Source organism: Streptomyces narbonensis (genome assembly GCF_014649015.1).
Classification (GTDB): Bacteria; Actinomycetota; Actinomycetes; order Streptomycetales; family Streptomycetaceae; genus Streptomyces; species Streptomyces narbonensis.
Window position 1 is genome coordinate 150,925 of sequence record NZ_BMSF01000010.1, and the last position, 26,988, is coordinate 177,912.

Consider the following 26,988-nt stretch of genomic DNA (forward strand, 5'->3'; position numbering starts at 1 on the left):
CGCGGTGTTGCGGACAGCGTGAACCGGGGCCGACGTACCAGTCTGCCAGGACCGGCCGCATCTCCCAAAACCGGGGTCCGGCCGAAAGTATTCCTCGGCTGCCCGGGGGCTACCGCACGACGCCGTCGGCCTTGCCGGTGGCGGCGTCCTTCGTGGCCGACGCGGGGATCGGCCGGTCGGTCTTGAGGGCCTTCCAGACCTGCCCGGACTGGGCCTCCAGCGGGATGACGCGGTTGGGGTCGGTGGGGTCGTACTCGACCGGCAGCGTGATCATGTGGACGTTCTGGGGGCCGATGCCCGAGAGGCCCTTGGCGAAGCCCATCAGCTCCTGGACCGAGTCGAGCTCGGAGTCCGGGGTGATGGCCTTGGTGGCCGCGTCGGCGAGGTCGAGGAGCTTGGCCGGGCTGGTGAAGACGCCGACGTCCTTGACCTGGCCGATGAAGGCCTTCATGAAGGCCTGCTGCAGCTGGATGCGGCCGAGGTCGCTGCCGTCGCCGACGCTCTTGCGGGTGCGGACGAGGCCGAGGGACTGCTCGCCGTCGAGGGTGTGGGTGCCCGGGCCGAGGTCGAGGTGGCTCTTGGAGTCCTTGATCGGCTGGGTGGTGGTGATCTCCACGCCGCCGAGTTCGTCGATGAGCTTCTTGAAGCCCGTGAAGTCGACCTCGATGTAGTGGTCCATGCGGATGCCGGACATCGCCTCGACGGTCTTGACGGCGCAGGCCGGGCCGCCGACCTCGTACGCGGTGTTGAACATCGCGCGCCGCTCGCCGGGGACGGGCGCGCCCTTGCCGTCGGCGCACCGCGGCCGGTCGACGAGGGTGTCGCGGGGGATGGAGACCACGCTGGCCTTCTTGTGGCCCTCGTAGACGTGGACGACCATCGCGGTGTCGGACCGGGCGCCCCCCTCGTCCTCGCCGTAGGCGGAGTTGTCGCCGGCGCGGGAGTCGGAGCCGAGGACGAGGATGTCCATCGATCCGTTGTCGACGTCGTCGGGGCGCTCGGTGCCGAGCTGGGCGTTGATGTCGACGCCCTTGATGTTGCCGTCGAGCTTGACGTACACGTAGCCCAGACCGGCCCCGCCCAGGACGAGGACCGCGGCGGCCCCCGACAGGAGGATCGTCAGGCGGCGTCGGCTCTTGGCGGGCGGCTTGCGACGGCGGCCGCTGCCCGCGCCTGGGGGTCCCCCCACGCCCTTGGGGCGTCGGGGGCGTATTCGGCCGCTGGTGTTCTGCTCGGTCATCGTCTTCCCTCGGGCCCTCGGTTCACCATATGTGACGGCGAAGCGCCCAAAAGGGTTGCATGCGGACCTGTGGGGTTTGGATGAGGCGACACCCGGAAACGCACCGCGCCCACCGTGCGAGGCACGGTGGGCGCGGTGGTTTACGCAGGTCACGACAGGGTTACGAGACCTCGGCCTCTCCCCGGTCGCGTGACCTTCGCGTGACGCAGGTCACGCGAAGGTCACGCGTCAGTCGTCGTTCTTGCCGCCAGGCGTCGTCTTCTGGATCTGGAGCAGGAACTCGCCGTTCGACTTCGTCTGCTTCATCTTGTCGAGGAGCAGTTCGATCGCCTGCTGCTGGTCGAGCGCGTGCAGCACACGGCGCAGCTTCCAGGTGACGGCGAGCTCGTCGGCGCCGAGCAGGATCTCTTCCTTACGGGTACCGGACGCGTCGACGTCCACCGCCGGGAAGATGCGCTTGTCGGCGAGCTTCCGGTCGAGCTTGAGCTCCATGTTGCCGGTGCCCTTGAACTCCTCGAAGATCACCTCGTCCATGCGCGAACCGGTGTCGACGAGCGCGGTCGCGAGGATGGTCAGCGAGCCGCCGTCCTCGATGTTGCGCGCGGCACCGAAGAAGCGCTTCGGCGGGTAGAGCGCGGTCGAGTCGACACCACCGGACAGGATGCGGCCGGAGGCCGGCGCCGCGAGGTTGTACGCGCGGCCCAGGCGGGTGATCGAGTCGAGCAGGACGACGACGTCGTGACCCAGCTCCACGAGACGCTTGGCGCGCTCGATGGCCAGCTCGGCGACCGTGGTGTGGTCCTCGGCCGGACGGTCGAAGGTCGAGGAGATGACCTCGCCCTTGACCGACCGCTGCATGTCGGTGACCTCTTCCGGACGCTCGTCGACCAGGACGACCATCAGGTGGCACTCGGGGTTGTTGTGCGTGATCGCGTTGGCGATGGCCTGCATGATCATGGTCTTGCCGGTCTTCGGCGGGGCCACGATCAGACCGCGCTGGCCCTTGCCGATCGGCGACACGAGGTCGATGATCCGCGTGGTCAGCACGCCCGGGTCGGTCTCCAGACGGAGCCGGTCCTGCGGGTAGAGCGGGGTCAGCTTGTTGAACTCCGGGCGGCCGCGGCCGGAGTCGGCCGCCATGCCGTTCGCGGAGTCCAGGCGGACCAGCGCGTTGAACTTCTCGCGGCGCTCGCCGTCCTTCGGCTGACGCACGGCACCGGTGACGTGGTCACCCTTGCGCAGGCCGTTCTTGCGGACCTGCGCGAGGGAGACGTACACGTCGTTCGGGCCGGGCAGGTAGCCGGAGGTCCGGATGAACGCGTAGTTGTCGAGGATGTCGAGGATGCCCGCGACGGGGATCAGGACGTCGTCGTCGGAGACCTGCGGCTCGCCGGCCTGGAAGTCGTCACGGCCACGACGGCCACGGCGGTCGCGGTAGCGACCGCGACGGCCGCGACGGCCGCCCGCCTCGTCGTCGTAGTCGTCCTGCGGACCGGCCTGCTGGCCACCCTGCTGACCCTGGCTCTGGCCCTGGCCCTGCTGGCCCTGACCCTGACCCTGGCCCTGGCCGCCCTGACGCTGGCGCTGGCCGCCCTGGCCACCGCCCTGCTGCTCGTCACCCTTGCCGCGCTCGCGCTGACGGTCACGGCGGTCACGGCGGTCGCCGCGCTCCCCGCGCTCGCCACGGTCACGGCGGCCACGGCCCTCGGCGCCGTCGACGGCGGCCTCGGCCTTGGCGTCGGCCTGCGTGTCGGCCTTGACGTCCGTACGGGCCTCGGTGCGCGCCTCGGTCTTGACGACCTGGGCGGCCTCGGCCTTGGCCTCGCCCTCCGGCGAACCGGCGGGGGCGGTGGCCCGACGACGGCGGCGCTCACCGGCCGGCTGGTCCTCGGAGGCCGGCTGGCCCGGGATGTCGATCTGCTGCTGGGCGACGGCCTTCTCGGCCTTCTCCGCCTGGGGCGCGGCGGCCTCGGCCGCGGTGTCGCCCGTACGGGTCTTGGAGGTGGCGCGGCGCTTCGGCTTGGTCTCGACAGCCTCTGTGCCCACTGCGGGCTTCGCGGCCTTGGCGGGCGCGGCGGTTCCCCCACCGGCCTGCGCCTCCTTGATGACCTCGATCAGCTGGCTCTTGCGCATGCGCGCGGTGCCCCTGATGCCGAGGCCTGACGCGACCTGCTGCAGCTCGGCCAGGACCATGCCGTCGAGGCCGGTGCCGGAGCGGCGGCGCCGTGCGGTGCCGCCGGTGGCAGCACCTGCGGCGGGCGCGGCGGCGTCGACACTGCTGTCGGCAGTCACGCCCATCAGATCGGTGGTGTCGCTCACGAAGGGTCCTTCCCTGGAGCGGACGTCGGCCATCTGGCTCGGCGACCGGTTGTGCTGTCCGGCAGCGGTCCCGTGTTGGGTGGACCGTGTCCGGGGCGGTGGTCCCGCCGGGTACGGCGGAGAGAGAAAACGTGCTGGGGTCCGGCCCGAGCGCCCCCTGCTCGGCCCTCACTGCAGAAGAGCGAGGGGTGTCGTGCCGGTTCCGGAGCGTGCTCGAAACTGCTCAGGCAGGCTGCTCAGGCAGTTGGGGAGGCTCCCGGAAGAATTGGTGGTCCCTGATGGGGACACTCAGCACCGCGCCACAAAGGCGCCGGGTGCTGACTTGAGGTTAACACTACCGGCTCCAACAAACATTCCCCCTCTCCCTCACCGGCAATCTCTTGTCCGGTTGTCTTCCGGCGCACCGCGTTGCCCGGGAGCACCGCCTTGTCCGGAGCACCGCGGGGGGACGCTGCCCGGCGCCCCCCGCCGTCGCGCCGCGCCCTAGGGCGCCAGCGGCAGCACGCTCGCTCCGGACGCGTCGAGGTCGAGCCGGTTCGCGGCCCAGCCCTCGCCCGCCAGTCGGGCGACCTTGTCGGCCGTCCCGTGTTCGGCCAGCGCGAGCACCGTGGGGCCCGCGCCGGAGATGACCGCGGGGACGCCGTCCGCGCGCAGTCGGTTCACAAGGGCGATGCTCTCCGGCATCGCGGGGGCCCGGTACTCCTGGTGCAGCCGGTCCTCGGTGGCCGCGAGCAGCAGCTCGGGGCGGCGGGTCAGGGCCTCGACGAGGAGGGCGGCGCGCCCGGCGTTGGCCGCGGCGTCCACATGCGGGACGGTGCGCGGCAGAAGTCCGCGGGCGGTCTCGGTCAGTACGGGCTTTCCGGGAACGAAAACCACCGGAACGATGGAATCCGAAGGATCCATCCTGATCGCCCGCGCGGCGCCGGACTCGGTCCAGGCGAGGGTGAATCCGCCGAGCAGACAGGCGGCGACGTTGTCGGGGTGGCCCTCGATCTCGGTGGCCAGTTCGAGCAGGGCCGCCTCGTCGAGCTTGGCGTCGCCCCCTATGGTCACGGCGCGGGCGGCGACGATGCCGGCGCAGATGGCGGCGGAGGAGGAGCCGAGGCCGCGGCCGTGCGGGATGCGGTTGGCGCAGACGACCTCGAGGCCGCGCGGCTGCCCGCCGAGCAGGTCGAAGGCCGTACGCAGGGAACGCACGAGCAGGTGGCTCTCGTCGCGCGGGAGGGTCTCCGCGCCTTCTCCGGCGATGTCGACGTGCAGCCCGGAGTCGGCGACACGGACGACGACGTCGTCGTAGAGGCCCAGCGACAGGCCGAAGGCGTCGAAGCCCGGGCCGAGATTGGCGCTGGTGGCGGGGACGCGCACCCGTACGGCGGCGGCGCGGAACGCTGGACCGGCCATCGCTCGATGACTCTCCTTGATTGCGACAACGGTGTTTCGAACAGCGGGTGTTGCGGACTGCTGGTTACTGCAGGTGTTTCGGACAGCGGGTGCTCACGACAGGTGCTCGGGGACCCGGGGTCCGTTTCGGCCTCGGAGGCGACAACGGCAACAACACCGCGCATATGCGTCGGGGCGGGTTCGGTACAGCCTATCGAAGGAAGGTTCTGTGGCGACATAGGGCGCACAGGAGGCGCACGATGCGTGTCGCGAGCCAACCTGTGCGCCTATGTACGTTCCTGATCGGGTTTCGATCAGGACTTCACCCCGCGCAGAGGGGTGGGATCAGGCCAGACCGAGACGCTCGGCGGCGGCCGCGGCGTCGACGGGAACAGTCACCGGCTGCGGCGCGCCGGCCACGGCCCAGTCGGGGTCCTTCAGGCCGTTGCCCGTGACCGTGCAGACGATCCGCTGGCCCGGGTCGACCTTGCCCTGCTCGGCGGCCTTCAGCAGACCGGCGACCGAGGCGGCCGAGGCGGGCTCGACGAAGACGCCCTCCTGCGCGGCCAACAGACGGTAGGCGCGCAGGATCTCACGGTCCGTCACCTCGTCGATGAAGCCGCCCGACTCGTCGCGCGCGGCGATCGCGTAGTCCCACGAGGCCGGGTTGCCGATGCGGATCGCGGTGGCGATCGTCGACGGGTCCTTGACGACCTCGCCGCGCACGAGCGGCGCGGAACCGGAGGCCTGGAAGCCCCACATGCGCGGCCGGTGCGTGGACATGGCGTCGGCGGCGTACTCGGTGTACCCCTTCCAGTACGCCGTGATGTTGCCGGCGTTGCCCACGGGCAGGACGTGGATGTCGGGGGCGTCGCCCAGCATGTCCACGATCTCGAACGCGGCGGTCTTCTGGCCCTCGATACGGACCGGGTTGACCGAATTGACCAGCGCCACCGGGTAGTTCTCGGAGAGGCTGCGGGCCAGCGTCAGACAGTCGTCGAAGTTGCCGTCGACCTGGAGGATCTTCGCGCCGTGCACGAGGGCCTGGCCCATCTTGCCGAGCGCGATCTTGCCCTGGGGCACGAGGACGGCCGAGACCATGCCGGCCCGTACCGCGTAGGCCGCGGCCGAGGCGGAGGTGTTGCCGGTGGACGCGCAGATGACGGCCTGCGCACCCTCCTCCTTGGCCTTGGTGATGGCCATGGTCATGCCCCGGTCCTTGAAGGAGCCGGTGGGGTTGGCGCCCTCGACCTTGAGGTGCACCTCGCAGCCCGTGCGCTCGGACAGGACCTGAGCGGGGACGAGCGGCGTGCCGCCCTCACGGAGCGTGACGACCGGCGTCGTGTCCGTGACCGGAAGGCGGTCCCGGTACTCCTCGATGATGCCGCGCCACTGGTGGGTGCCCTTGCTGGTCATGGGTCCTTTACTCCCCTTCAACACGCATGATGCTGGCGACACCGCGCACGGTGTCGAGCTTGCGCAGCGCCTCGACGGTCCCGGAGAGGGCGGCGTCGGGCGCGCGGTGGGTGACGACGACGAGAGAGGCCTCGCCGTCCTTGCCCTGCTGGCGCACCGTATCGATGGATACGCCGTGCTCGGCGAAGACCGTCGCGACCTGGGCGAGGACGCCCGGCTTGTCGGCCACGTCGAGGCTGATGTGGTACCGCGTCACCACGTCGCCCATGGGACTCACGGGCAGCTGGGTGTACGCGGACTCGCCGGGGCCGGTGGCCTCGTTGAGCTTGTTGCGGCACACGGCGACGAGGTCGCCGAGCACGGCCGAGGCCGTCGGGGCGCCGCCGGCGCCAGGGCCGTAGAACATGAGCTGCCCGGCGGCGTCGGCCTCGACGAAGACGGCGTTGTACGCCTCGCGGACGGAGGCCAGCGGGTGGGTCAGCGGGATCATCGCGGGGTGCACGCGCGCGGTGACGGACTCGCCGTCGGCGGCCCGCTCGCAGATCGCGAGCAGCTTGATGGTGCAGCCCATCTGCTTCGCCGAGGCGAAGTCGGCGGCGGTGACCTCGGTCATGCCCTCGCGGTAGACGTCGTCGAGACGCACGCGGGTGTGGAAGGCGATCCCGGCGAGGATGGCGGCCTTGGCGGCGGCGTCGAAGCCCTCGACGTCGGCGGTCGGGTCGGCCTCGGCGTAACCGAGGGCGGTGGCCTCGTCCAGCGCCTCCGAGTACCCGGCGCCGGAGTTGTCCATCTTGTCCAGGATGAAGTTCGTCGTGCCGTTGACGATGCCCATCACGCGGTTGATCTTGTCGCCGGCGAGCGACTCGCGGAGCGGGCGGATGAGGGGGATGGCGCCCGCGACGGCGGCCTCGTAGTACAGGTCCTGGCCGTGCTGCTCTGCGGCGGCGTAGAGCGTCGCGCCGTCCTGGGCGAGGAGCGCCTTGTTCGCGGAGACCACGGAGGCCCCGTGCTCGAAGGCGGTGGTGATGAGGGAGCGGGCCGGCTCGATCCCGCCGATGACCTCGACGACGACGTCGATGTCGCCCCGTTTGACGAGGGCGGTCGCGTCGGTGGTGATCAGCTCGGCCGGGATGCCCCCACGGACCTTGTCCGGGCGGCGGACCGCCACGCCGGCGAGCTCGACCGGGGCGCCGATGCGCGCGGCGAGGTCGTCGGCGTGCGTCGTCATGATGCGCGCCACCTCTGAGCCGACCACTCCACAGCCCAGCAGCGCCACCTTCAGCGGACGCGTACGCATCATCCGACCTCGTTTCTCGTACTACTTCGTCGTCGTATCTCTACGGTTTTCTACGGTGGAACCAGTCTCACTCACCGGACGGGGGTTTCCGCCCCCTGTCCGGATCCTGAGACATCTATTTCATCACTCGGCTAGGACTCGACTATTTCATCAGCCGACGTCGAGACGCAGAAGATCTTCCTCCGTCTCGCGCCGGACGATCACCCGGGCCTCGCCGTCACGGACGGCGACGACGGGCGGCCGGAGCGCGTGGTTGTAGTTGCTGGCCATCGAGCGGCAGTACGCGCCGGTCGCGGGCACGGCGATGAGGTCGCCGGGGGCCAGGTCGGCGGGGAGGAAGGCGTCCCGTACGACGATGTCACCGCTCTCGCAGTGCTTGCCGACGACACGGGAGAGCATCGGCTCGGCGTCGCTGGTCCGCGAGACGAGGCTGACGCTGTACTCGGCGTCGTACAGGGCGGTACGGATGTTGTCCGACATGCCGCCGTCGACGCTCACGTACGTGCGCAGCCCTTCGAGGGGCTTGACGGTGCCGACCCGGTAGAGCGTGAAGGCGGTGGGGCCCACGATGGCCCGCCCCGGCTCGACGGAGATCCGCGGCGTCCGCAGCCCCGCGGACTCGCACTCCCGCGTGACGATCTCGCTGAGCGCCTTGGCGATCTCGTGCGGCTCGCGCGGGTCGTCCTCGGAGGTGTACGCGATGCCGAGGCCGCCGCCGAGGTCGATCTCGGGCAGCTCGACGCCGTGCTCGTCCCGCACCTCGGCCAGGAGCTGCACGACCCGGCGCGCGGACACCTCGAAGCCGGCCATGTCGAAGATCTGCGACCCGATGTGCGAGTGGATGCCGATGAGCTCGAGCCCGTCGAGCTTCAGCGCCCGGCGAACGGCCTCGGCGGCCTGTCCGCCGGCCAGCGCGATGCCGAACTTCTGGTCCTCGTGCGCGGTGGCGATGAACTCGTGCGTGTGGGCCTCGACGCCGACGGTCACCCGGATCTGCACGCGCTGGCGCTTCCCGAGGGACTGGGCGATGTGGGCGACGCGGACGATCTCCTGGAAGGAGTCGAGCACGATGCGCCCGACGCCGGCCTCGACGGCCGTCCGGATCTCCTCCTCGCTCTTGTTGTTCCCGTGGAAGGCGATCCGCTCGGCGGGCATCCCGGCGGACAGAGCGGTGGTCAGCTCACCGCCGGAACACACATCGAGATTCAGCCCCTCCTCCTTCAGCCACCGCACGATGGCCCGGGAGAGGAACGCCTTCCCCGCGTAGAACACGTCGGCGTCCTTGCCGAAGGCCTCGGCCCAGGCGCGGCAGCGGGCGCGGAAGTCGCTCTCGTCGAGGAAGTAGGCGGGGGTGCCGAACTCCTCGGCGAGCGCGTCGACGCCCAGCCCCCCGACGGTGACGATCCCCCGCTCGTCCCTCGTGACGGTCCGGGCCCATACCTTGGGGTCGAGGACGTTGAGGTCGGCGGGCGGCGCGGTGTAGTGGCCCTCGGTGAGGACGTCGGCGTGGCGGGGGCCTGCGGGGTGGGCGGAACGGCTCATGTCTGGTCTTCTGCTCTTTCAGATCCGGTCGGGTGCGCTGATGCCGAGCACGGAGAGGCCACCGGCGAGCACCGTCCCGGCGGCTTCGGCGAGCGCCAGCCGGGAGCGATGGGTGGCCGAGGGTTTCTCGTCGCCGAGCGGAAGGACGGTGTGCTGGAACGCGAGCAGCGCGTCGGCGAGGGATTCCAGGTGCCGGGCGAGCCGGTCGGGGGCTCGGAGGCGGGCGGCGGTGAGGAGGACGGCGGGGTGGTCGCCGAGCGTGTGGAGGAGCGCGGGCGCGTCCACGAGGACCTCCCACTCGGGGCCGACCCCGAGCTGCTCGCCGTTGACGAGCAGCCGCCGGACCCGGGAGTACGCGTACCGCACCCGGAAGAGGGAGTTGCGCTCGTGCTGGGCGAGGAGGGGGACACCGTCGAGGGGCCGGTCGTGCGGCGCGGCGCGCAGGAGGGCCCAGCGGGCGGCGTCGCTCCCGAGCCTCTCGACCTCGTACGCCCCGGGAAGCACGTGCACCCGCTCGCCACCGACAGCCTGCGATTCGACCTCGGCGCCCTGCGACCGGAGCAGCCGCACGACGACCTCGGTCACGAGCGCGGCCCGCGACTCTGTCACCTCGGCGAGGCGGATGGTGGTGCCGGCGAGCGCGGTGCCGTGCCCGTACGACGATCCGGCGGCGCGGATCGCACGAACGACCTCGCTCCCCGCGTCGCCGCGGAGGGTGAAGTTCAGGAAACCGGGTCCGGTGATCTCGACGCCACGGAGTCCGGGCGCGTCACGGAGCCGTTCCTCAATGATCCCTGCGACCTCGCGGGCGCTGCGGCCGGCGGACCTCGCGAGGGTGAGGGCGACGTTACTGGCGTACTCCCCGGAACCGCCGGGCCGGGCCCGCTCCACCTTGATCCGCGGGGGCACCTCGACCCGCAGCGCACCGTCGTCGACCGCACGGCGCACGGCGTGCAGCACGGTGAGGGAGAGGTCCGCGGGGGTCACGGGACAAGCCTAGGGGAGGAGGGGGGTCAGAACGCGAACCGGTTTCGCCATGCGGGCACCTGCCCCGGCGCGGCGAGCTCCTCAATGACCGCCGGGCGCGCCATGGGCACGGCAGGTTTCCTCCGTGACGTCCTGCGACCCGTCACGCCGAGCACCCTCCCGGGGCTCCACCCGGGGCTCCACCCGGGGCTCCACCCGGGGCTCCGCTCGGTGCTCCACTCGGGGCTCCATCCGGGATTCAAGCCGCCCGTCGGCTGCGGGCGGCTCCTCTCCCCCCTCCGGCCCGGCGGCCTTCCGGGGCGCGCGGCGCTCGTGGTGCATCAACTGCCGCACGACACGGACGAGCTCGGAGGGCTCGAAGGGCTTGGCGAGAAAGGCGTCGACACCGGAAGCGACACCACCGCCCGCCTCGTGCTCACCGCAGGCACTGATGATCGCCACCGGCAGATGTCTGGTCCGCGGGTCGGCCCGCAGCCGCTCGGCCGTCTTGATCCCGTCCAAGCGGGGCATGACGACGTCGAGGGTGACGACATCAGGACAGACCTGATGAACGACATCCAGACACTCGGCACCATCGGCCGCGGTCACGACCTCGAACCCCTCGAGTTCGAGATTGACCCTGATCAACTGCCGGATCACCTTGTTGTCGTCGACAACGAGCACCCGACCGGACATGCCTGACACACGAATGAGAGTAGGACGCCCCGTTGAGCTGCGTCCGGGTTTTGCCCACTTCCGACCCGTGCGGGGGAACCAGCCCCTGGTGACACCACGGAAATACCTGTTCACGGGCACGCCCCACGAGCTGGTAGGGTTCTACCCGTCGCCGCCGAACGCGGCGGACGCCCCCGTAGCTCAGGGGATAGAGCAACGGCCTCCGGAGCCGTGTGCGCAGGTTCGAATCCTGCCGGGGGCACTTCGCAGGAAGTGCCACACAGACCCCGTGATCAGCGGAAACGCTGAGAACGGGGTCTTGTTGTATGTGCAGGCGTGTGCCGCGCTGCGCGGCCGTGTGACAGGGGGCGCCGCGTCCAGCGTGAGCTGATCGTTTCCTCCCGGTGACGGGGCGTCCGGCGCATGGCGCGAGCGCGGGTCGGGGAGATCGGCGCAGTACTACGCTGGAACCGGATCGCCTTGCAGGGTGGTGTTCTGACGGAGCATCACCACGGGGCTCGGGGGAGGAGAAGGATGGCGGGAGGGGCCGTGTCCAGGCGGGCCGCCGGGAAGTGTGAACGGGAATGGGGCTTGGGGGTGGCCTTGCTCCGACAAGGGCAGCTCGAGCGGGCCGCGCTTCGGTTCGGCGACGCCCTGCAGCACGATCCGACGGCCGCCGACGCATGGCTGGGACTGCACGCGACCGGCCGACAGCAGGCCGAGGCGGTCGATGCCATGGAGATGCACCGGCGGTCGTTCGGGGCGTTACGGACCAAATGCGGGCTGCCCCTCGGTTCCCGTTTCTCTCTGGGTGCCTATGCCACGTTCCGGTTGGAGACCGCGCGCGACCTCTGGCTGGCCGGTATCGCGAAGCTGCTCTCCGCGGGCCGTGTCGCCGAGGCGGAGCCGGCGCTCCTGACGGCTGTCCTCGACTGTGACGAGACGCGGTTCATCTGCACCCGTTTCGCCTTCCTCAAGCAGAACTGGCCGCTGGTCCTGCAGTACTCGCGGGGCATCAGCGACAGGTTCCTGAACGAGGAGGCCCAGCTGTACGCCGGTCACGCTCTCGTCCGACAGCACGTCTTCCACCAGGCCCTGAGCACCGTGGCGCCGCTCCCCCTCGCCATGGGCCGGGGAGGGGAGTTCCACGCCGAGGTCGCGTACGTGCGTGGCCTGGCCCACGAGGGGCTCGGCGACCCCGAGGAGGCGCTGCGCCAGTTCCAGTACGCCTTCCGCTGCTCACCCGGCCTGGCCGATGTCGCGGAGCGCGCGCGGGCACGCCTGTCCGCGCCCGTGCCACAGCAGCAGGGGTCGCAGGCGGCTGCCGCGCCGCCCGCCGAGGAGGTTGACGGCGGCGAGGTCGGGGAGCGGCTTCTCGACGAGGCGCTCGCGCGACTCGACCGCATGATCGGGCTCGAACCGGTGAAGCGGCAGGTGCGAACCCTCGTGGCGCAGCTGCGGATGGCCACCGTACGCAAGGAGCAAGGGCTGCCGACCTCCGCCGGGCCGCAGCACTTCGTCTTCGCCGGCCCCCCGGGGACGGGCAAGACGACGGTGGCCCGTGTCATCGGCGACGTCTTCGCGGGACTCGGAATGCTGGAGACGGGCCAGTTGGTCGAGACCCAGCGGGTCGACCTCGTCGGGCAGTACCTCGGGTCGACGGCGCTCAAGACGAGCGCGGTCATCGATTCCGCTCTCGGTGGCGTCCTCTTCGTCGACGAGGCGTACGCACTCTGCAACAGCGGGTATTCCGGTGGTGACGCCTTCGGGAACGAGGCGCTTCAGGTGCTGCTCAAGCGCGCCGAGGACGACCGAGAGCGCCTGGTCGTGATCCTGGCCGGCTATCCGGACGAGATGACCGAGCTGCTCGCCGCGAACCCCGGCCTGACCTCCCGTTTCAATACGCGGGTGGACTTCCCCTCGTACTCGGCGGCGGAACTGCTCCGGATCGTCCACGTGGTTCTGGAGGCCCAGGGAGACACCCTCGACGAAGACGCGGAGACCGTTCTCGAAGCGCACTTTCACCGCGTCGAGCGGGACGGGCTCGTGGACCGTCTCGGCAACGGGCGCTTCGCGCGGGAGCTTTGCCGGAAGGCGGCCTCGGCGCGTGATCTGCGGCTCTTCGACACTCACGGCGGGAGCGCCTCTCCGAGCCGGGACGAGCTCACGACCCTGCGCGTCGCAGACGTCAACGCCGGATACGAGGAGCTGCGCTCCGCCCTCGGCTGAGACCCAGGGCCGCCCGGCCTATGCGTGGTTCCGGGCGGCCCTGGGGTGCAGCGGTGAGTTGCGGGTTACTTGACGTTGATCGCCGTCCAGGCCTTCGCCACCGCCGTGTACTCCGGGCTGTTCGCGCCGTAGAGGTCGGTGGCCGCCGAGAGGGTGGCCGTGCGGGCGCCGGCGTAGGTCGTGGAGGAGGTCATGTAGGTGGAGAGGGCCTTGTACCAGATCTTGTAGGCCTTCGTGCGGCCGATGCCCGTGAGGGTGGAGCCGTCGTAGGTGGCGGAGTTGTAGGTGACTCCGTTGAGCGTCTTCGTGCCGCTGCCCTCGGACAGCAGGTAGAAGAAGTGGTTCGCCGGGCCCGAGGAGTGGTGGACGTCGAGGCGGGCGACCTTGGTGGACCAGTAGTCGGCGGAGCTGCCGTCCCTGCTGGGCGTGTCCATGTAGCGGAGCGGGGTGCCGTTGCCGCGGATGTCGATCTTCTCGCCGATGAGGTAGTCGCCCGCGTCGGTGGCGTTCGCCGCGTAGAACTCGACCGCGGTGCCCAGGATGTCCGAGGTGGCTTCGTTGAGGCCGCCCGACTCCTTGCTGTAGCGCAGGCCCGCGGTGGCGGCCGTCAGGCCGTGGGTCATCTCGTGGCCCGCGACGTCGAGGGACGTGAGCGGCTTCGCGTTGCCCGCGCCGTCTCCGTACGTCATGCAGAAGCAGGAGTCCGACCAGAAGGCGTTGACGTACGCGTTGCCGTAGTGGACGCGCGAGTAGGCCGCGACGCCGTCGCCTCGGATGCCGTTGCGGCCGAGTTCGTTCTTGTAGAAGTCCCAGGTGACGGCCGCGCCGTAGTGGGCGTCCGCGGCGGCGGTCTCGCGGTTCGACGCCAGGCCGTTGCCCCAGGTGTCCGTGCTGTTGGTGAAGAGGGAGCCGGTGCCGTTCGTGCCGCCGTTCAGGTCGTACGTCTTGTGGCCGCCCCGGGCCGCGTCCGTGAGGGTGTAGCCGGGGGTCGTTCCCAGCGTGACCTGGCCGCTGTACTGGGTGTTGCCCGTGCCCGTCTCGATGGCTTCGTAGGCGTAGAGCTCCTTGCCGGTGCTCGCGTCGGTGATCACGTGGCGCTCGCTCGGCGTGCCGTCGTGCTGGACGCCCGTCACGACCGTCTCCCAGGCCAGCGTCGGCTTGCCCGTCGCCGCCCAGATCACCTTGCGGGCCGTGCTCCGCGCGGTCGCCGCCGGGGCCTCGGCCTCCGTCGTCGGGACCGATATGCGGGCGCCGGTCGCCTTCGTCGTCGCGCGGGCGCCGTTCTTCTTCTGGTGCACGACCAGGTCGCCGCCGAGAACCGGCAGGCCTTCGTAGGTGCGCTCGTAGCGCGTGTGCACGGTGCCGTCGGCGTCCTTGACGACGTCCCTGACGAGCAGCTTCTCCTGGCCGGAGAGGCCGATCGCCCTGGCGGTCGCGGCGGCTCCCGCCTGCGCCTCCTGGACGGCCGCCGCGCGCTGCGGGCCGGTGAGGACGAGCGCGGTGGCGCCCGCCTCCCGCTGGGCGTCCGCGTTGGCGGATCCGGTCTGGACTCCGACGACGATCATGGCCGCCGAGGCGATGAGGGCGGTCGAGAGGGCTGTGCGGCGGTGCGAGGACTGCTGGCGGATCACGCGGGCTCCTTCGCTGAAGCACGTGGGGGTCGTGGGGGGGGTGGCGCGGCTGTGAGCGTGCCAGCGAAGAAGGATCTTTGGCAGGTCTACGACAAGGATTTGACCATTTGTTGTCCGAAGGTCGGTCACTCCTGTCCGGAGTGCGGGGAGTTGGTCCGTGTGGATCGGCGCACAGGGCAGCGAGAAGCCCCCGGATCTTCCGGGGGCTTCTCGCTGTTCTCAGGCCGGGCGTTTGCGGGTCGCCTTCTTTGCCTGGGTCGTCTTCTTTGTTGCTGTTGTCTTTTTTGCCGTTGTTGTTTTCTTTGCCGGGGCTGTTTTCTTTGTTGTTGTTTTCTTTGCTGCCGCCTTCTTCGCCCTCGGCTTCAGCTCCGTCACCTCCGCGCCCTCCCCCCGCGCCTCCTTCGCCGCCCGCACGCTGCTCTCCAGTGCCGCCATCAGGTCGATGACCTGGCCGCCTCCGCCCTCCTCGCCCGGAGTCGGGGGTGCCACCGCCTCGCCGCCCTCCGCCTTGGCCGCGATCATCTCCTCCACCGCCGTGCGGTAGTCGTCGTGGAGGGTGCCGATGTCGACCTCGCCCAGGGTGGCCATCAGCGCGTCCGCCAGGTCCAGTTCGGCCTCCCGTACCGTCACCGGCGTCTCCGGGGCCACGCCCTCCGGCGCCCGGATCTCGTCCGGCCAGAGGAGGCCGTGCATCGCGATCACCTCGTCCACGACCCGCAGCATCCCGAGCCGCTCCCGGCCCCGCAGCGCGAACTTCGCCACCGCCACCTTGTCGCTGCGCTTGAGCGCCTCCCGCAGCAGCGTGTACGGCTTGGCCGCCGGCACTCCGTTCGCCGAGAGGTAGTACGCCGCCTCCATCTGGAGCGGGTCGATCTCCCCGGCCGGCACGAAGGCCACGATCTCGATCGTCTTCGCCGTCGGGAGCGGCAGCGCGGCCAGGTCCTCGTCGGTGATCGGGATCATGGTCCCGTCGGCCTCCTCGTACGCCTTGCCGATGTCCGCCGCGGCGACCTCCTCGCCGTCGAGCTCGCACACCTTCTTGTAGCGGATCCGGCCGCCGTCCTCGGTGTGGATCTGCCGGAACGAGACGGACCGGCTCTCGGTGGCGTTCACCAGCTTGATCGGGATGCTGACCAGCCCGAAGGAAATGGCGCCGTTCCAGATGGATCGCACGGTTCTCCTCTTTCGCGGAGGAATGCCGGGAAAACGTGGGATTCTCATCGTATGACGCCCATCACAGAGGTGGAGGGGCGGCGCCTGGCGCTCAGCAACCTGGACAAGGTGCTCCACCCGCTCACCGGGACAACCAAGGGCGAGATGCTGCACTACTACGCCACCGTCGGGGCCGCGATCCTGCCGCATCTGCGCGATCGACCCGTCTCCTTCCTGCGCTATCCCGACGGGCCGGACGGGCAGCTCTTCTTCACCAAGAATCCCCCGCCCGGCACACCCTCCTGGGTGAGGACCACCCCCGTACCCCGCTCCGAGGACCCGCGGGCCCGGCAGGTGGTGATCGAGGAGCTCGCCTCGCTGATGTGGGCCGCGAACCTCGTCGTCGAGTTCCACACGCCCCAGTGGCGGGCCTCCTCCCCCGCCGTCGCCGACCGGCTCGTGTTCGACCTCGACCCCGGGCCGCCCGCCACGGTCGTCGACTGCTGCCGGGTCGCCCTGCACCTGCGCGAGCGGCTCGCCGCCGACGGTCTGGAGGCCTTCGCCAAGACCTCCGGCTCCAAGGGGCTCCACCTGCTGGTCCCGCTCACCCCGACGCCCTCCGGACAGGTCTCCGCCTACGCGAAAGAGCTCGCCGTCGAGGCAGAGGCGGAGCTGCCGCGGCTCGTCGTGCACCGGATGGCCCGCGCCCTGCGCCCCGGCAAGGTCTTCGTCGACCACAGCCAGAACGCCGCCGCCAAGACCACCGCCACCCCCTACACCCTGCGGGCCCGCGCCCTGCCCGCCGTCTCGGCGCCCGTCACCTGGGAGGAGGTCGCGGACGGCGCCGGGCCCGCGGCCGATCCGGAAGAGCTCGTCTTTCTCATGGACGACATCACGCCACGTCTGGAGCGGTACGGGGACCTCCTGGCGCCCCTTTTCGCGCCCGAGCGCGCCGGGGGGCTGCCGTGAAGGGGCGTGCGGGGCCGGCGGTGGCGCTGTTGCCGCCCGTCGACGTCATGCGGCCGCGGGCCGCCGACGAGATCCCCGGGCAGGCGGAGCCGCCGCGGGAGCTCCAGTACTCCCTCAAGCTGGACGGGTTCCGCGCGCTCGCCTTCGTCCTCGACGACGGGAAGGTCGTCCTCCAGTCCCGCTCGCGCCGCGACCTCGCTCCCGAGTTCCCCGAGATCGCCGCTCACCTGCGCGATCAGCTGCCGCCCGGGACCGTGCTCGACGGCGAGCTGTGCGCCTACCGGGACGGGCGGCTCAGCTTCACCGACCTGCTCCGCTCACACGGCGACCGCGTACGGACCGGGGTGCCCGTCTCGTACATCGCCTTCGACCTCCTCGCCGTGCCGGGGCGGGACGTGCGCGCGCTGCCCCTCCGCGACCGGTGGGAGCTGCTCGGAGTGGCCCTCCGGGAGGCGCAACCTCCACTTCAGCGCGTCCTCGCCACCCTGGACGAGGAGACCGCCCGGGGCTGGTTCCGCGACCTGCGGGCCGCCGGCGTCGAGGGGATCGTGGCGAAGTCGCTCGGCTCGGCCTATCGGGCCGGCGGCACCTGGGCCTGGCGCAAGATCCGGCACGCCGATACGAGCGACGGCACGCTCCTCGCGGTGACCGGCCCGCCCGAGCGGCCCCGTGACCTGCTCGTACGGCTCCCCGACGGCCGTACGGTGACGACCTCGCCCCGGCTGACCCCGGCACAGTCCCGACAGGTCGGCGCACTGGTCGCCGACCGCGCCGGCCCCCTCGCCGAGGACCCCGAGCACGGCCCGGTGCGGTGGGTGGACCCGCCCCTGCCCGTCGAGCTCCGCCGGCTCGCGGGACGGCACGAGAACGTGGCGTTCGTCCGCGTCCGGTCGGAGGGGTGACGGGTGGGAAGCGACGGGCATCCGGGTCGCCACCCAGAGCAACCACCCTGCTCCGCCCCGTACATGGCGGAAAGAGGCCGCAACCAGGCCTCCGCGCGCGGCTGGTGGCGTCGGCACGGCGTTCTTCCCCTTCTTGTGGTGCACACTTGCTCACTGGTACAGCGCTCACGGGGGAAGGTGGCCTGGCAATGCTGACGGGGATCGAGGAGGTCGACTGGGCCTCGCTGGGGCACGCCTACGGCCCCGCGGACGACGTGCCGGCACTGCTGCGCGGACTCGCCTCCGCCGATCCCGCCGAGCGCGAGACCGCCCTCGACGGCATGTACGGCGCCGTGCACCACCAGGGTGACGTCTACGACTCCACGCTCGCCTGCATTCCCTTCCTCATAGAGCTCGTCGCCGACCCCTCCGTCCAGGACCGGGGCGGCATCGTCGAGCTGCTCACCAGCATCGGCGGGATCGAGCTGGACGACGACGAGGAACTGGACGAATTCGACCCGGACGACGAGGAGTTCATACCCGCCGCCAACTACGCGATGGCCGCGGCCGCCATCGCCGCCGGCGCCGACGTGTTCCTCGGGCTCGTCGGGGACCCCGACCCCGAGGTGCGGCTCGCCGCGCCCTGCGCGCTCGCCTCGCTGCACCCCGAGCCCGCCCACGTCCTGACCCTCCTGCGGGAGCGGCTCACCGTCGAGCGGGACACCGAGGTGCGGCTCGCCCTCGTGTCCTCCGTCGGGCGGATCGCCCTGCGGCACGCCTCGCTGCGCGCCGAGACCGTCGAGTGGCTCGACTGGCTCGCCCGCGCCGCGCAGGACCCCGGGCTCCGCCTCGCGTCCCTCGCCCAGCTCGCCCGCTGCGCGCCGAGCGAGATCCCGGACGACATCGTGCCGTGGGTGACGGAGCTCCTGGAGGAGATCCGGACCCTCTCCCTCCCGAAGGAGAGAGGGAGAGGGGATGCCGGTCGGGACGGTGACGGGGCCGGAGGCGCGGGCGGGGGCTGCGCCGGGGCCGACGGCGGGTGGCCCGGTGTGCCCACGCTCGCCGGGCAGGTCCGAGAGATCCTGGAGGAGCACGTGGCGGGACGGCCCGCCCCCTGGACCGAGGAGCTGCTCCGGACCCTGCACGCCGCGCTCGACGACCGCGTCGACGACCGGATCGCGCTGATCCTGGCCCAGCTGCGCAGCCCCGACCGGTGGCAGCGGTCCGACGCGATCTGGCTGTGCGGCGGCCTGATCCGGGTGTGGCGCGGGCGGTACGAGGAGATCGTCCGGCTCGTCGGCGCGCAGCTCCACGATCCGGAGCCGCGCCTCCGCGAGGCCGCCACCTCGTTCCTGGAGCGGCTCTTCGAGCTGGGCGGGCCCGCCGCCGACTCGCTCGTGATCCGGCTGGCGGGCGACCCGGGACTGCACGGCTCCTCGCGGGACGGCTCCTGCGGGCTCGTCGGGCGCTCCGGGCGGGACGGGGCGCTCCTCGCGCTGGCCCGCGCCGGGGACACCCGCGCGGTTCCCCTGCTCGCGCGCGCTCTGGAGGAGCCCGACGTGCGGCGCGAGCTCCTGTACGCCATGGACGGCCTCGGGCCGGCCGCCGCGGGCCTCGCCCCGCTCCTGCGGCGCCGGCTCGCCGAGGTCGAGCTCGACGAGGGGCTCTTCGACCGTGCGGCGCCCTTGCTGTACGCCCTCGCGGCCGTACGCGGCGGGCAGGCCGTCCCCGAGGTGCTGCGGGTGCTGCGCGGTGCGCCGGAGCACCGGCGCGACTGGGTGCGGGAGGCGGCCCTGCGGACCCTCGCGGCCTTCGGCCCCGCCGCCCGGAAGGCCGTACCGGAACTGCGCGGGCTGCTGACCGCCGACTCGGCCGCGGTCTCCTCGGCAGCGGCGCGGGCCCTGTGGGCCGCCGAGGGCGACCGGGGGGACGTCCTGCCGGCCCTGGAGCGGTGGCTGCGGCCGGGCTCCTCGGCCCCGGAGTGGTGTTGCGCGGCGCTGGCCCTGGGGGCGATCGGCCCCGCCGCGGCCGGTGCGGCGGCCGCGCTCCGGCCCGGTCTCGCCTCGCGGGACCTGTGGGTGCGGGTCCGCAGCGCCTCGGCCCTGTGGCGGGTCTCCGGCCGCGCCGACCAGGCGCTCCCGGTGCTGCTCGCGGCCTGGGAGGAGAACCGGCACGCGCGCGTGGACATCGCGGAGTGTCTGGCGGAGATGGGCCCGGCGGCGTCGGAGGCCCAGCTCACGATCCTCACCGAGCTCACCCGCAGAGGCCGTCACAACGCCCGCGAGGGCGGCTCGGGCAGCCACGACATCCACCAGGACGAGAAGCTCCTGACCTTGTGCAGGGCGGCTCTGGCGCGGATGGAGCGAGGCGCTTTCTAGAACGTCCTCCGGATTTCCGGAACGGCCGGGGCTCACGGAGCGTCCGGGGTTTCTGGAACGTCCGCTGGGTCTTTGGTACGCCCGCAGGGGATTCTGGAAGGTCAGCAGGGGGTTTCTGCAAGGTCGGCAGAGGATCTCTGGAACGTCCGTAGGCGATTTCTCGGGACGTCCGGCAGGTTTTCCGGAAGGTCCGGGAGGTCTCGGGGGCCCTGCGGGTCCGAGGCGCCGGGGTCACTCAGCGGGTGAACAAAACGGGCGTCCCGTTGAATAGGGTCTGTGCGGAGTCCCTGCCGACCCGTCGGACCGGACAGACCGGTCGGAACCGCCCCGCCGTACCGCCGCCCGCCCCGAGGAGCCGTGTGAGACCGCACCACGTGCAGCTCGTCGCCGCCCTCGGCCTGCTGTGCGCCCTCCTCCTCACGGGCTGCGGCAGCGGCGAGGGCGGGCTCAAGAGCGCGGGGCCCACGTCCACCGCCGTCGGGCCCGTACGGCTCTGGCCCGAGCTGCCGCCCGCCACCGACCCGCCGATCGACTACGGCGAGTCGGACACCCAGCGCGTCCCGGGCGTGAAGGTGCCGGACAACGACGTCCACTCCGTCACCCCCGCCGCCGTCGTCCTCGCCGAGGTGCGCGCGCACCCCGACACGTACTCCGGCGCCGACGGCCTGTACGAGGAGACCGCCCGGGCGATCGAGGCCTGCGGCACGAAGCCCGCCGGGTGCCCCGTCCTGCAGCCGTACTACCGCGACCTCACCGGCAACGGCCGGGACGAGCTGATCGTCGGGATCCGGATGCCCGACCAGCAGGTCGGGGTGCGCGTCTACCTCGCCGAGAACGGCGGGCTCACCCGGATCATGTCCACCGTCGACCAGGTCATCAGCGTGGAGCTGGCCGGCCGGGACCTGATCATGCGGGTGAGCTCGGCCGGCATCCCCGGGTACGAGTACCGCACCGCCTGGTCCTGGGACGAGCAGCAGCACAGCATGCTGCCCACCCGGGACGAGATCATCCGGGTGAAGCCGCCCGGCACAGGGGCGGCGTCCCCCGTGCCGCCCGCACCCCGCCTGGTGAGCCCGACGCCCACGCCCGCGTCGGGGGCCGTGCCACCCGTCCCCGCACCCACCCCCGCCCCGCTCTCCCTGGAGCCCGGCCTGTGAGGGCTCCCCGGCTCCGGCTGCCCGCCTGGACCGCGACCCTCACCTGGAAGGCCGCCGTCTTCATCGCGGTGATGTGCTGCGCCCTCGCCGCGCTCCTCGGCGTCCTCGTCCACGTCTCGGTGACCGGCCAGACCGTGCACGACGCCCGCGAGAAGGCCCTCACCCGGCTCACCGAGGTCACCCGTCTCTACGAGGCGGGCGAGCCGCTCCCCCGGTTCTCCGGCATCGACCCGGAGGGGCTCCCGGCCTCGCTGCGGGCGCTCGCCGAGCGGGGCGAGCACGGCACGATGGTCGCGAACCACGAGGGCCGGCCGACGATGTGGGCGGCGGGCCCCGCGGACGGCCGCGCGCTCGCCATCCGCTTCGACTACACGCAGAGCGCGGAGACGATCGACGCGCTGGACCGGTCGATCCTCGGCTCGTCCGTCCTCGCGATCGGCGCGACGCTGCTCGTCGGCGCCTTCGCCGTCACCCGGGTCACGCGCCGGCTGCACCTCACCGCCCAGGTGGCCCGCCGGATCAGCGCCGGGGACCTGGACGCGCGCGTCCACGACCCCCGTACCGAGGACCCTTCGCGGCCCCAGGACGAGGTGGCGACGGTCTCCGGGGCGCTTGACACGATGGCCTCCTCGCTCCAGCGGAAACTGCAGAGCGAGCAGCGGTTCACCGCCGATGTGGCGCACGAGCTGCGGACCCCGCTGACCGGGCTCTCGGCCGCCGCCGAGCTGCTGCCGGACGGGCGGCCCTCGGAGCTCGTCCAGGACCGGGTGAAGGCCATGCGCGACCTCACCGAGGACCTCCTGGAGATCTCCCGGCTCGACGCCCGCAACGAGGCCGTGGACCTCGCGGTGCACGAGCTCGGTCCGCTCGCCGCGCGGGTCGTCCGCGCCTCGGGCACGCCGACGGAGGTGCGGGTCGTCCGGGACGTCACGGTGGAGACGGACCGGCGGCGGCTCGAACGGGTCCTCGGCAATCTGATCGCCAACGCGCACAAGCACGGGGCCCCTCCGGTGGTGGTGACGGTCGACGGGCCGACGGTGACCGTGCGGGACCACGGACCCGGCTATCCCGCGTACCTGCTGGCCTCGGGGCCGCAGCGGTTCCGTACCGAGCACGGGGGCAAGGGGCACGGCCTCGGGCTGACGATCGCCGTGGGGCAGGCGGAGGTGATCGGCGCGGAACTCGTCTTCGCGAACGCCGAGGGCACGGAGGACGGCCGGGGTGAGGAGCCCGGCCGGGGTGAGGATCGCGGCCGGGGTGAGGATCGCGGCCGGGGTGAGGATCGCGGCCGGGTCACGGAAGGCGGCCGGGGTGAGGATCGCGGCCGGGGGGCGGACGGCGGCCGGGGTGAGGATCGCGGCCGGGGGGCGGACGGCGGCCGGGGGGCGGAAGGCGGCGGGGGTGCGGTCGCCCGGCTGCGGCTGCCCGAGTACGTGCGCCTCGCCGACCCCGTACCGGAGGACTGAACGGCACCGCACGGCACACCGTCACACAAAAGGGACATAGGGCATACCGCTTGCTACGTTGCGGACCATGACCACTCCGCGCACGGACGCTCCCCCGCCCGGGGTACGCATCCCGAAGCGCCGCGGCGTGGAACTCTCCCTCCTCGTCTGCGCCGTCCTCATCTCCGTCTCCGGCTACGCCGCCGTCGGCCTCGCCCGCAGCGGCGCCGTGCCGCCGGACGCCGTCCGCTACGGCGCCGGACTCGGACTGCTCGCGCTCGTCGCCCATCTCGCGGTCCGCTTCCGCGCCCCGTACGCCGATCCGCTGCTGCTGCCGATCGCGGTCCTGCTCAACGGCCTCGGCCTGGTGCTGATCTACCGCCTCGACCTGGAGACGCCGAACGACCAGGCGGCGGCGACGCAGCTCGTCTGGTCGACGCTCGGGGTCGCGCTCTTCATCGTGGTCGTCCTGCTGCTGCGCGACCACCGTGCGCTCCAGGGGTACGCGTACGTCTCCGTGGCCGCCGCGCTCGCCCTGATGATCCTGCCGATCTTCTTCCCCGCCGTGAACGGCGCCAAGATCTGGATCAGGATCGGCGGGCTCTCCTTCCAGCCCGGCGAGTTCGCGAAGATCCTGCTCGCCGTCTTCTTCGCCTCCTACCTCGCCGCCAACCGCAACGCCCTCGCGTACACCGGCCGCCGGATCTGGAAGTTCCAGTTCCCCGCGGGCCGGGTGCTCGGGCCGATCGTGGCGATCTGGCTGCTGAGCGTCGGCGTCCTCGTCCTGGAGCGGGACCTCGGCACCTCGCTGCTCTTCTTCGGCCTCTTCGTGATCATGCTGTACGTGGCGACCGGCCGGACCGGCTGGATCGCGGTCGGGCTGGTGCTGGCCTCCGCCGGGGCCTTCCTCGTCGGCTCGCTCGAACCGCACGTGCACAGCAGGGTGGAGGACTGGCTCGACCCCTTCGCCTCGATCCGGGCGGGCGAGGGACCGGGGCAGCTCGCGCAGTCGCTCTTCGCCTTCGCCGCCGGCGGGATGCTCGGCACGGGGCTCGGTCTCGGCCATTCCGTCCTCATCGGATTCGCCGTGAAGTCGGACTTCATCCTGGCGACGGCGGGCGAGGAGCTCGGGCTCGTCGGCCTCACCGCCCTCTTCCTGCTGTACGCGCTCCTCGTCGCCCGCGGCTACCGCGCCGGCCTCTCGCTGCGCGACCCCTTCGGGCGGCTGCTCGCGATCGGGCTCGCCTCGATCGTGGCGCTCCAGGTCTTCGTGATCGCCGGCGGGGTGATGGGGCTGATCCCGCTGACCGGCATGGCGATGCCGTTCCTGGCCCAGGGAGGTTCTTCGGTGGTCACCAACTGGGTGATCGTGGCGCTCCTCATCCGGGTCAGCGACTCGGCCCGCGCGCCGCAGCCGGACTCCGCCGACACCGGGACCCTCGCCCCGGTCAGGGAGGACACGCGCTTCCGGGAGGGCGCCCCGTGATCCGGTACATCCGGCGGGCCGCCGCCCTCTGTCTCGTCCTCCTCGCCGCCCTCCTCGTCAACGCGGCCCGCGTGATGGTGTTCGAGTCCGGGGAGCTCGACGACAACCCGGCCAACCGGCGGATCGCCATCGACCGGTACGCGAAGCCGCGCGGCGAGATCGTCGTCGACGGGAAGCCGGTGACCGGCTCCCGGGACAGCGGACAGCAGCTGCGCTGGGAACGGACCTACCGGCAGGGCCCGTTGTACGCGCCGGTGACCGGCTACGCCTCCCAGACGTACGGCACGACGCTCGTCGAGCACGCCGAGGACCCCGTCCTCGCCGGGACCGATCCGATGCTCGCGCCCCTCCCCCTCTGGAACGACCTCACCCGGGGGCGGCAGCCCGGTGGCGACGTCGTGACGACGGTCCGCGCGCCCATGCAGGAGGCGGCCTACCGGGGGCTCGACGGGAAGCGGGGCGCGGTCGTGGCGATCGAGCCGTCGAGCGGCCGGATCCTGGCGCTCGTCAGCTCGCCCTCGTACGACCCCGGGGTCCTCTCCGGGACGGGCGGGAAGGTCAAGGACTCCTGGAAGCGGCTCAACTCCTCGCCGAGCCAGCCGATGCTGAACCGGGCGCTGCGCTCGACGTACCCCCCGGGGTCCACCTTCAAGATCGTGACGGCCGCGGCGGCCCTGGACGCGGGGGTGGTGCGGGACGTGGACGCGCCGACCGACACCCCGGACCCCTTCGTCCTCCCGGGCACCCGGCAGGTGCTGCCGAACGAGGCGAAGGGCTGCGCGGACGCCTCCCTCGCGTACGCGATCCAGTGGTCGTGCAACACGGTGATGGCCGGGCTCGGGGTGGAGGTCGGGCTGACGGGGATGGTCGACGCGGTGGAGAGGTTCGGCTTCAACGACAAGGGGCTGCGGGTGCCTTCCTGGGTCGCGAAGTCCAACTTCGACCGGGCGATGAGCCCGGACCAGCTGGCGCTGTCGTCGATCGGACAGTTCGACACGACGGCGACCCCGCTCCAGATGGCGCTGGTAGCGGCGGCCGTGGCGAACAACGGGGAGATCGCCCAGCCGTACCTCGTCGACCGCACCACGACCTCCGGGGGGACGACGGTGGACCGCACGGGCCGGCGCACCTACCGCCAGGCGATGAACCCCTCGACGGCGATCCGGCTCCAGCGGCTCATGGTGAAGGCGGTCGAGGAGGGCACGGGCACGAACGCGGCGATCCCGGGGGCCGTGGTCGGCGGCAAGACCGGCACCGCGCAGCACGGCTTCGGCAACACGGGCACCCCGTACGCCTGGTTCATCGCCTGGGCGCAGGCGGAAGGCTCGGCCCAGCCGGCGGTCGCGGTGGCGGTCGTCGTCGAGGACGCCGAGGCGTCCCGTACGGACATCAGCGGTGGCGGCAGCGCGGCGCCGATCGCCCGGCGGGTGATGGAGGAGGCGCTGCGGCTGGAGGCGGAGGCGCGGGGGTAGGGGGCGGAGGAGGTAGAAGGGCGGGGGGGGGGAGGGGGACGGGGGGGCAGGAGGACGGGGGGCAGGAGGACGGGGGGTAGGAGGACGGGGGGGCAGGAGGACGGGGGGGCAGGAGGACGGGGGGTAGGAGGACGGGGTGCGCCCTTTCCCCTGGGCGCCCTGCTCCGGTGCCGCCCGTGAGGGGCGGACGGCCCACTCCGATGCCATGGGCGACGCGTCCGCCTACTCCGGCGCCGCCCCCTCCGCGATCGCCTCCGCCACCTCCGCGACCCGCGCCCGCTCCTCCGCCGCGAAGCGCTCCGCGTCGAGCCGCTCCGCCATCTCCTCGTCCTGGGTCATCAGCAGATCCAGGTTGGAGTCGCCGAGGTCGAAGACGCCCATGTCGAGGTAGGCCTTCTGAAGCCGCTCTCCCCAGAGGCCGATGTCCTTCACGCAGGGGACGATCCGGCTGAAGAGGAGCTTGCGGAAGAGGTGCAGGAACTCGCTCTGCTCGCTGAGCTCCTCCGCCTCCCGCTTGGGGATGCCGAAGTTCTCCAGGACCTCGACGCCGCGCAGCCGGTCGCGCATCAGGTAGCAGCCCTCGATCACGAACTCCTCGCGCTCCCGGAGCTCCGCGTCCGACAGCTGTCGGTAGTAGTCGCGCAGGGCCATCCGACCGAAGGCCACGTGCCGGGCCTCGTCCTGCATCACGTACGCGAGTATCTGCTTGGGCAGCGGCTTGTCGGTGGTGTCGCGGATCATGCCGAAGGCGGCGAGGGCGAGACCCTCGATGAGGACCTGCATGCCGAGGTAGGGCATGTCCCAGCGGGAGTCGCGCAGGGTGTCGTCGAGGAGGCCCTTGAGGTTGTCGTTGATCGGGTAGAGCATCCCGATCTTCTCGTGGAGGAAGCGGCCGTAGATCTCGGCGTGCCGGGCCTCGTCCATGGTCTGGGTGGCCGAGTAGAACTTGGCGTCCAGGTCGGGGACGGACTCGACGATCCGGGCGGCGCAGATCATGGCGCCCTGCTCGCCGTGGAGGAACTGGCTGAACTGCCAGGAGGAGTAGTGCCGGCGCAGGTCGCCCTTGTCCTTCTCGGTCATCTTCGCCCAGTGGCGGGTGCCGTAGAGGTTGAGGACCTCGTCGGGAGTGCCGAGCGGGTCGTACGGGTCGACGTCGAGGTCCCAGTCGATGCGGGTGGCGCCGTCCCACTGCTTGTCCTTGCCCTTCTGGTAGAGGGCGAGGAGGCGCTCGCGGCCGTCCTCGTACTCCCAGGAGAACCGGGCGGCGCCGGCCGCGGGCACCTGCCAGGTCGGGGTGGACGGGGCCGTGGTGTAGAGGTCGCGCGTCGACACTGACGCCTCCTTGGGGGTCGG

19 protein-coding genes and 1 tRNA gene are annotated in these 26,988 nt (G+C 71.8%); 9 read left to right on the forward strand and 11 right to left on the reverse strand.

The window, feature by feature from the left end:
* Positions 1-109 precede the first annotated feature (109 nt).
* From IE124_RS20625 to IE124_RS36015, 8 genes are all read right to left on the reverse strand, one after another.
* A complete protein-coding gene (locus IE124_RS20625; RefSeq protein WP_189509322.1) occupies positions 110-1,240 on the reverse strand; it encodes an LCP family protein in 1,131 nt (376 codons plus the stop codon).
* 228 nt (positions 1,241-1,468) lie between these two features.
* Complete coding sequence (gene rho / locus IE124_RS20630; protein WP_306432415.1) at positions 1,469-3,559, reverse strand: transcription termination factor Rho; 2,091 nt, start codon at positions 3,557-3,559, stop codon at positions 1,469-1,471.
* Between the two features lie 483 nt (positions 3,560-4,042).
* Positions 4,043-4,960: a homoserine kinase gene (thrB, locus tag IE124_RS20635; protein ID WP_150502986.1), complete on the reverse strand. Its 918-nt coding sequence runs from the start codon at positions 4,958-4,960 to the stop codon at positions 4,043-4,045.
* Positions 4,961-5,284: 324 nt separating this feature from the next.
* Positions 5,285-6,355 (reverse strand): threonine synthase, encoded by a 1,071-nt coding sequence (gene thrC / locus IE124_RS20640; RefSeq protein ID WP_189509324.1) that lies wholly within the window; start codon positions 6,353-6,355, stop codon positions 5,285-5,287.
* Between the two features lie 7 nt (positions 6,356-6,362).
* The gene (locus IE124_RS20645; RefSeq protein WP_189509325.1) at positions 6,363-7,655 is read right to left on the reverse strand and encodes a homoserine dehydrogenase; all 1,293 of its coding nucleotides are present in this window, start codon (positions 7,653-7,655) and stop codon (positions 6,363-6,365) included.
* Between the two features lie 147 nt (positions 7,656-7,802).
* Entirely contained in the window at positions 7,803-9,194 is a 1,392-nt protein-coding gene (gene lysA, locus IE124_RS20650) for a diaminopimelate decarboxylase (protein WP_189509326.1), read from the reverse strand.
* A gap of 18 nt (positions 9,195-9,212) precedes the next feature.
* A complete protein-coding gene (gene nrtL / locus IE124_RS20655) occupies positions 9,213-10,181 on the reverse strand; it encodes an ArgS-related anticodon-binding protein NrtL (protein ID WP_189509327.1) in 969 nt (322 codons plus the stop codon).
* 81 nt (positions 10,182-10,262) lie between these two features.
* Positions 10,263-10,856 carry a response regulator gene (locus tag IE124_RS36015; RefSeq protein ID WP_370468791.1) on the reverse strand — a complete coding sequence of 198 codons (594 nt, stop codon included), beginning with the start codon at positions 10,854-10,856 and terminating at the stop codon, positions 10,263-10,265.
* 169 nt (positions 10,857-11,025) lie between these two features.
* Between IE124_RS36015 and IE124_RS20665 the strand changes: the two genes are divergently transcribed.
* Positions 11,026-11,097: transfer RNA gene (locus IE124_RS20665), tRNA-Arg, on the forward strand.
* Between the two features lie 335 nt (positions 11,098-11,432).
* The gene (locus IE124_RS20670; RefSeq protein ID WP_189509328.1) at positions 11,433-13,064 is read left to right on the forward strand and encodes an AAA family ATPase; all 1,632 of its coding nucleotides are present in this window, start codon (positions 11,433-11,435) and stop codon (positions 13,062-13,064) included.
* A gap of 65 nt (positions 13,065-13,129) precedes the next feature.
* Here the strand turns inward: IE124_RS20670 and IE124_RS20675 are convergent, their stop codons facing one another.
* Positions 13,130-14,629 (reverse strand): M4 family metallopeptidase, encoded by a 1,500-nt coding sequence (locus IE124_RS20675; protein ID WP_189509513.1) that lies wholly within the window; start codon positions 14,627-14,629, stop codon positions 13,130-13,132.
* A gap of 285 nt (positions 14,630-14,914) precedes the next feature.
* Positions 14,915-15,868, reverse strand: a complete 954-nt coding sequence (gene ku, locus IE124_RS20680; protein WP_189509329.1) for a non-homologous end joining protein Ku — start codon at positions 15,866-15,868, stop codon at positions 14,915-14,917.
* Between the two features lie 51 nt (positions 15,869-15,919).
* On the opposite strand from ku, the gene ligD reads away from it, so the two are divergent.
* The 7 genes from ligD to IE124_RS20715 all read left to right on the forward strand — a co-directional run bounded on the left by ligD (position 15,920) and on the right by IE124_RS20715 (position 25,635).
* Positions 15,920-16,816 carry a non-homologous end-joining DNA ligase gene (gene ligD, locus IE124_RS20685; protein WP_189509330.1) on the forward strand — a complete coding sequence of 299 codons (897 nt, stop codon included), beginning with the start codon at positions 15,920-15,922 and terminating at the stop codon, positions 16,814-16,816.
* Entirely contained in the window at positions 16,813-17,718 is a 906-nt protein-coding gene (locus IE124_RS20690) for an ATP-dependent DNA ligase (protein WP_229832638.1), read from the forward strand. The genes ligD and IE124_RS20690 overlap by 4 nt, the downstream gene beginning before the upstream one ends.
* 188 nt (positions 17,719-17,906) lie before the next feature.
* Entirely contained in the window at positions 17,907-20,075 is a 2,169-nt protein-coding gene (locus IE124_RS20695) for a HEAT repeat domain-containing protein (RefSeq protein WP_189509331.1), read from the forward strand.
* 359 nt (positions 20,076-20,434) lie between these two features.
* Positions 20,435-21,232 (forward strand): hypothetical protein, encoded by a 798-nt coding sequence (locus IE124_RS20700; protein WP_189509332.1) that lies wholly within the window; start codon positions 20,435-20,437, stop codon positions 21,230-21,232.
* On the forward strand, positions 21,229-22,698 hold the full coding sequence (locus IE124_RS20705; RefSeq protein WP_229832640.1) for a histidine kinase dimerization/phospho-acceptor domain-containing protein: 1,470 nt from the start codon (positions 21,229-21,231) through the stop codon (positions 22,696-22,698). Before IE124_RS20700 ends, IE124_RS20705 begins: the two co-directional genes overlap by 4 nt.
* 67 nt (positions 22,699-22,765) lie before the next feature.
* A complete protein-coding gene (locus IE124_RS20710; RefSeq protein ID WP_189509333.1) occupies positions 22,766-24,163 on the forward strand; it encodes an FtsW/RodA/SpoVE family cell cycle protein in 1,398 nt (465 codons plus the stop codon).
* Entirely contained in the window at positions 24,160-25,635 is a 1,476-nt protein-coding gene (locus tag IE124_RS20715) for a penicillin-binding transpeptidase domain-containing protein (RefSeq protein ID WP_189509336.1), read from the forward strand. Before IE124_RS20710 ends, IE124_RS20715 begins: the two co-directional genes overlap by 4 nt.
* Before the next feature lie 222 nt (positions 25,636-25,857).
* On the opposite strand, the gene IE124_RS20720 is transcribed toward IE124_RS20715, so the two are convergent.
* Positions 25,858-26,967: a ferritin-like domain-containing protein gene (locus IE124_RS20720; protein WP_189509337.1), complete on the reverse strand. Its 1,110-nt coding sequence runs from the start codon at positions 26,965-26,967 to the stop codon at positions 25,858-25,860.
* Positions 26,968-26,988 lie beyond the last annotated feature (21 nt).

What these genes read in the sequence shown, in the direction of transcription:
- IE124_RS20710 (WP_189509333.1), top strand. Translation starts at nt 22,766, where the DNA reads ATGACCACTCCGCGCACGGACGCTCCCCCGCCCGGGGTACGCATCCCG.
- IE124_RS20625 (WP_189509322.1), bottom strand. Translation starts at nt 1,240, where the DNA reads ATGACCGAGCAGAACACCAGCGGCCGAATACGCCCCCGACGCCCCAAG.
- ligD (WP_189509330.1), top strand. Translation starts at nt 15,920, where the DNA reads ATGACGCCCATCACAGAGGTGGAGGGGCGGCGCCTGGCGCTCAGCAAC.
- IE124_RS20675 (WP_189509513.1), bottom strand. Translation starts at nt 14,629, where the DNA reads ATGATCGTCGTCGGAGTCCAGACCGGATCCGCCAACGCGGACGCCCAG.
- IE124_RS20695 (WP_189509331.1), top strand. Translation starts at nt 17,907, where the DNA reads ATGCTGACGGGGATCGAGGAGGTCGACTGGGCCTCGCTGGGGCACGCC.
- IE124_RS20645 (WP_189509325.1), bottom strand. Translation starts at nt 7,655, where the DNA reads ATGATGCGTACGCGTCCGCTGAAGGTGGCGCTGCTGGGCTGTGGAGTG.
- lysA (WP_189509326.1), bottom strand. Translation starts at nt 9,194, where the DNA reads ATGAGCCGTTCCGCCCACCCCGCAGGCCCCCGCCACGCCGACGTCCTC.
- thrB (WP_150502986.1), bottom strand. Translation starts at nt 4,960, where the DNA reads ATGGCCGGTCCAGCGTTCCGCGCCGCCGCCGTACGGGTGCGCGTCCCC.
- thrC (WP_189509324.1), bottom strand. Translation starts at nt 6,355, where the DNA reads ATGACCAGCAAGGGCACCCACCAGTGGCGCGGCATCATCGAGGAGTAC.
- IE124_RS36015 (WP_370468791.1), bottom strand. Translation starts at nt 10,856, where the DNA reads ATGTCCGGTCGGGTGCTCGTTGTCGACGACAACAAGGTGATCCGGCAG.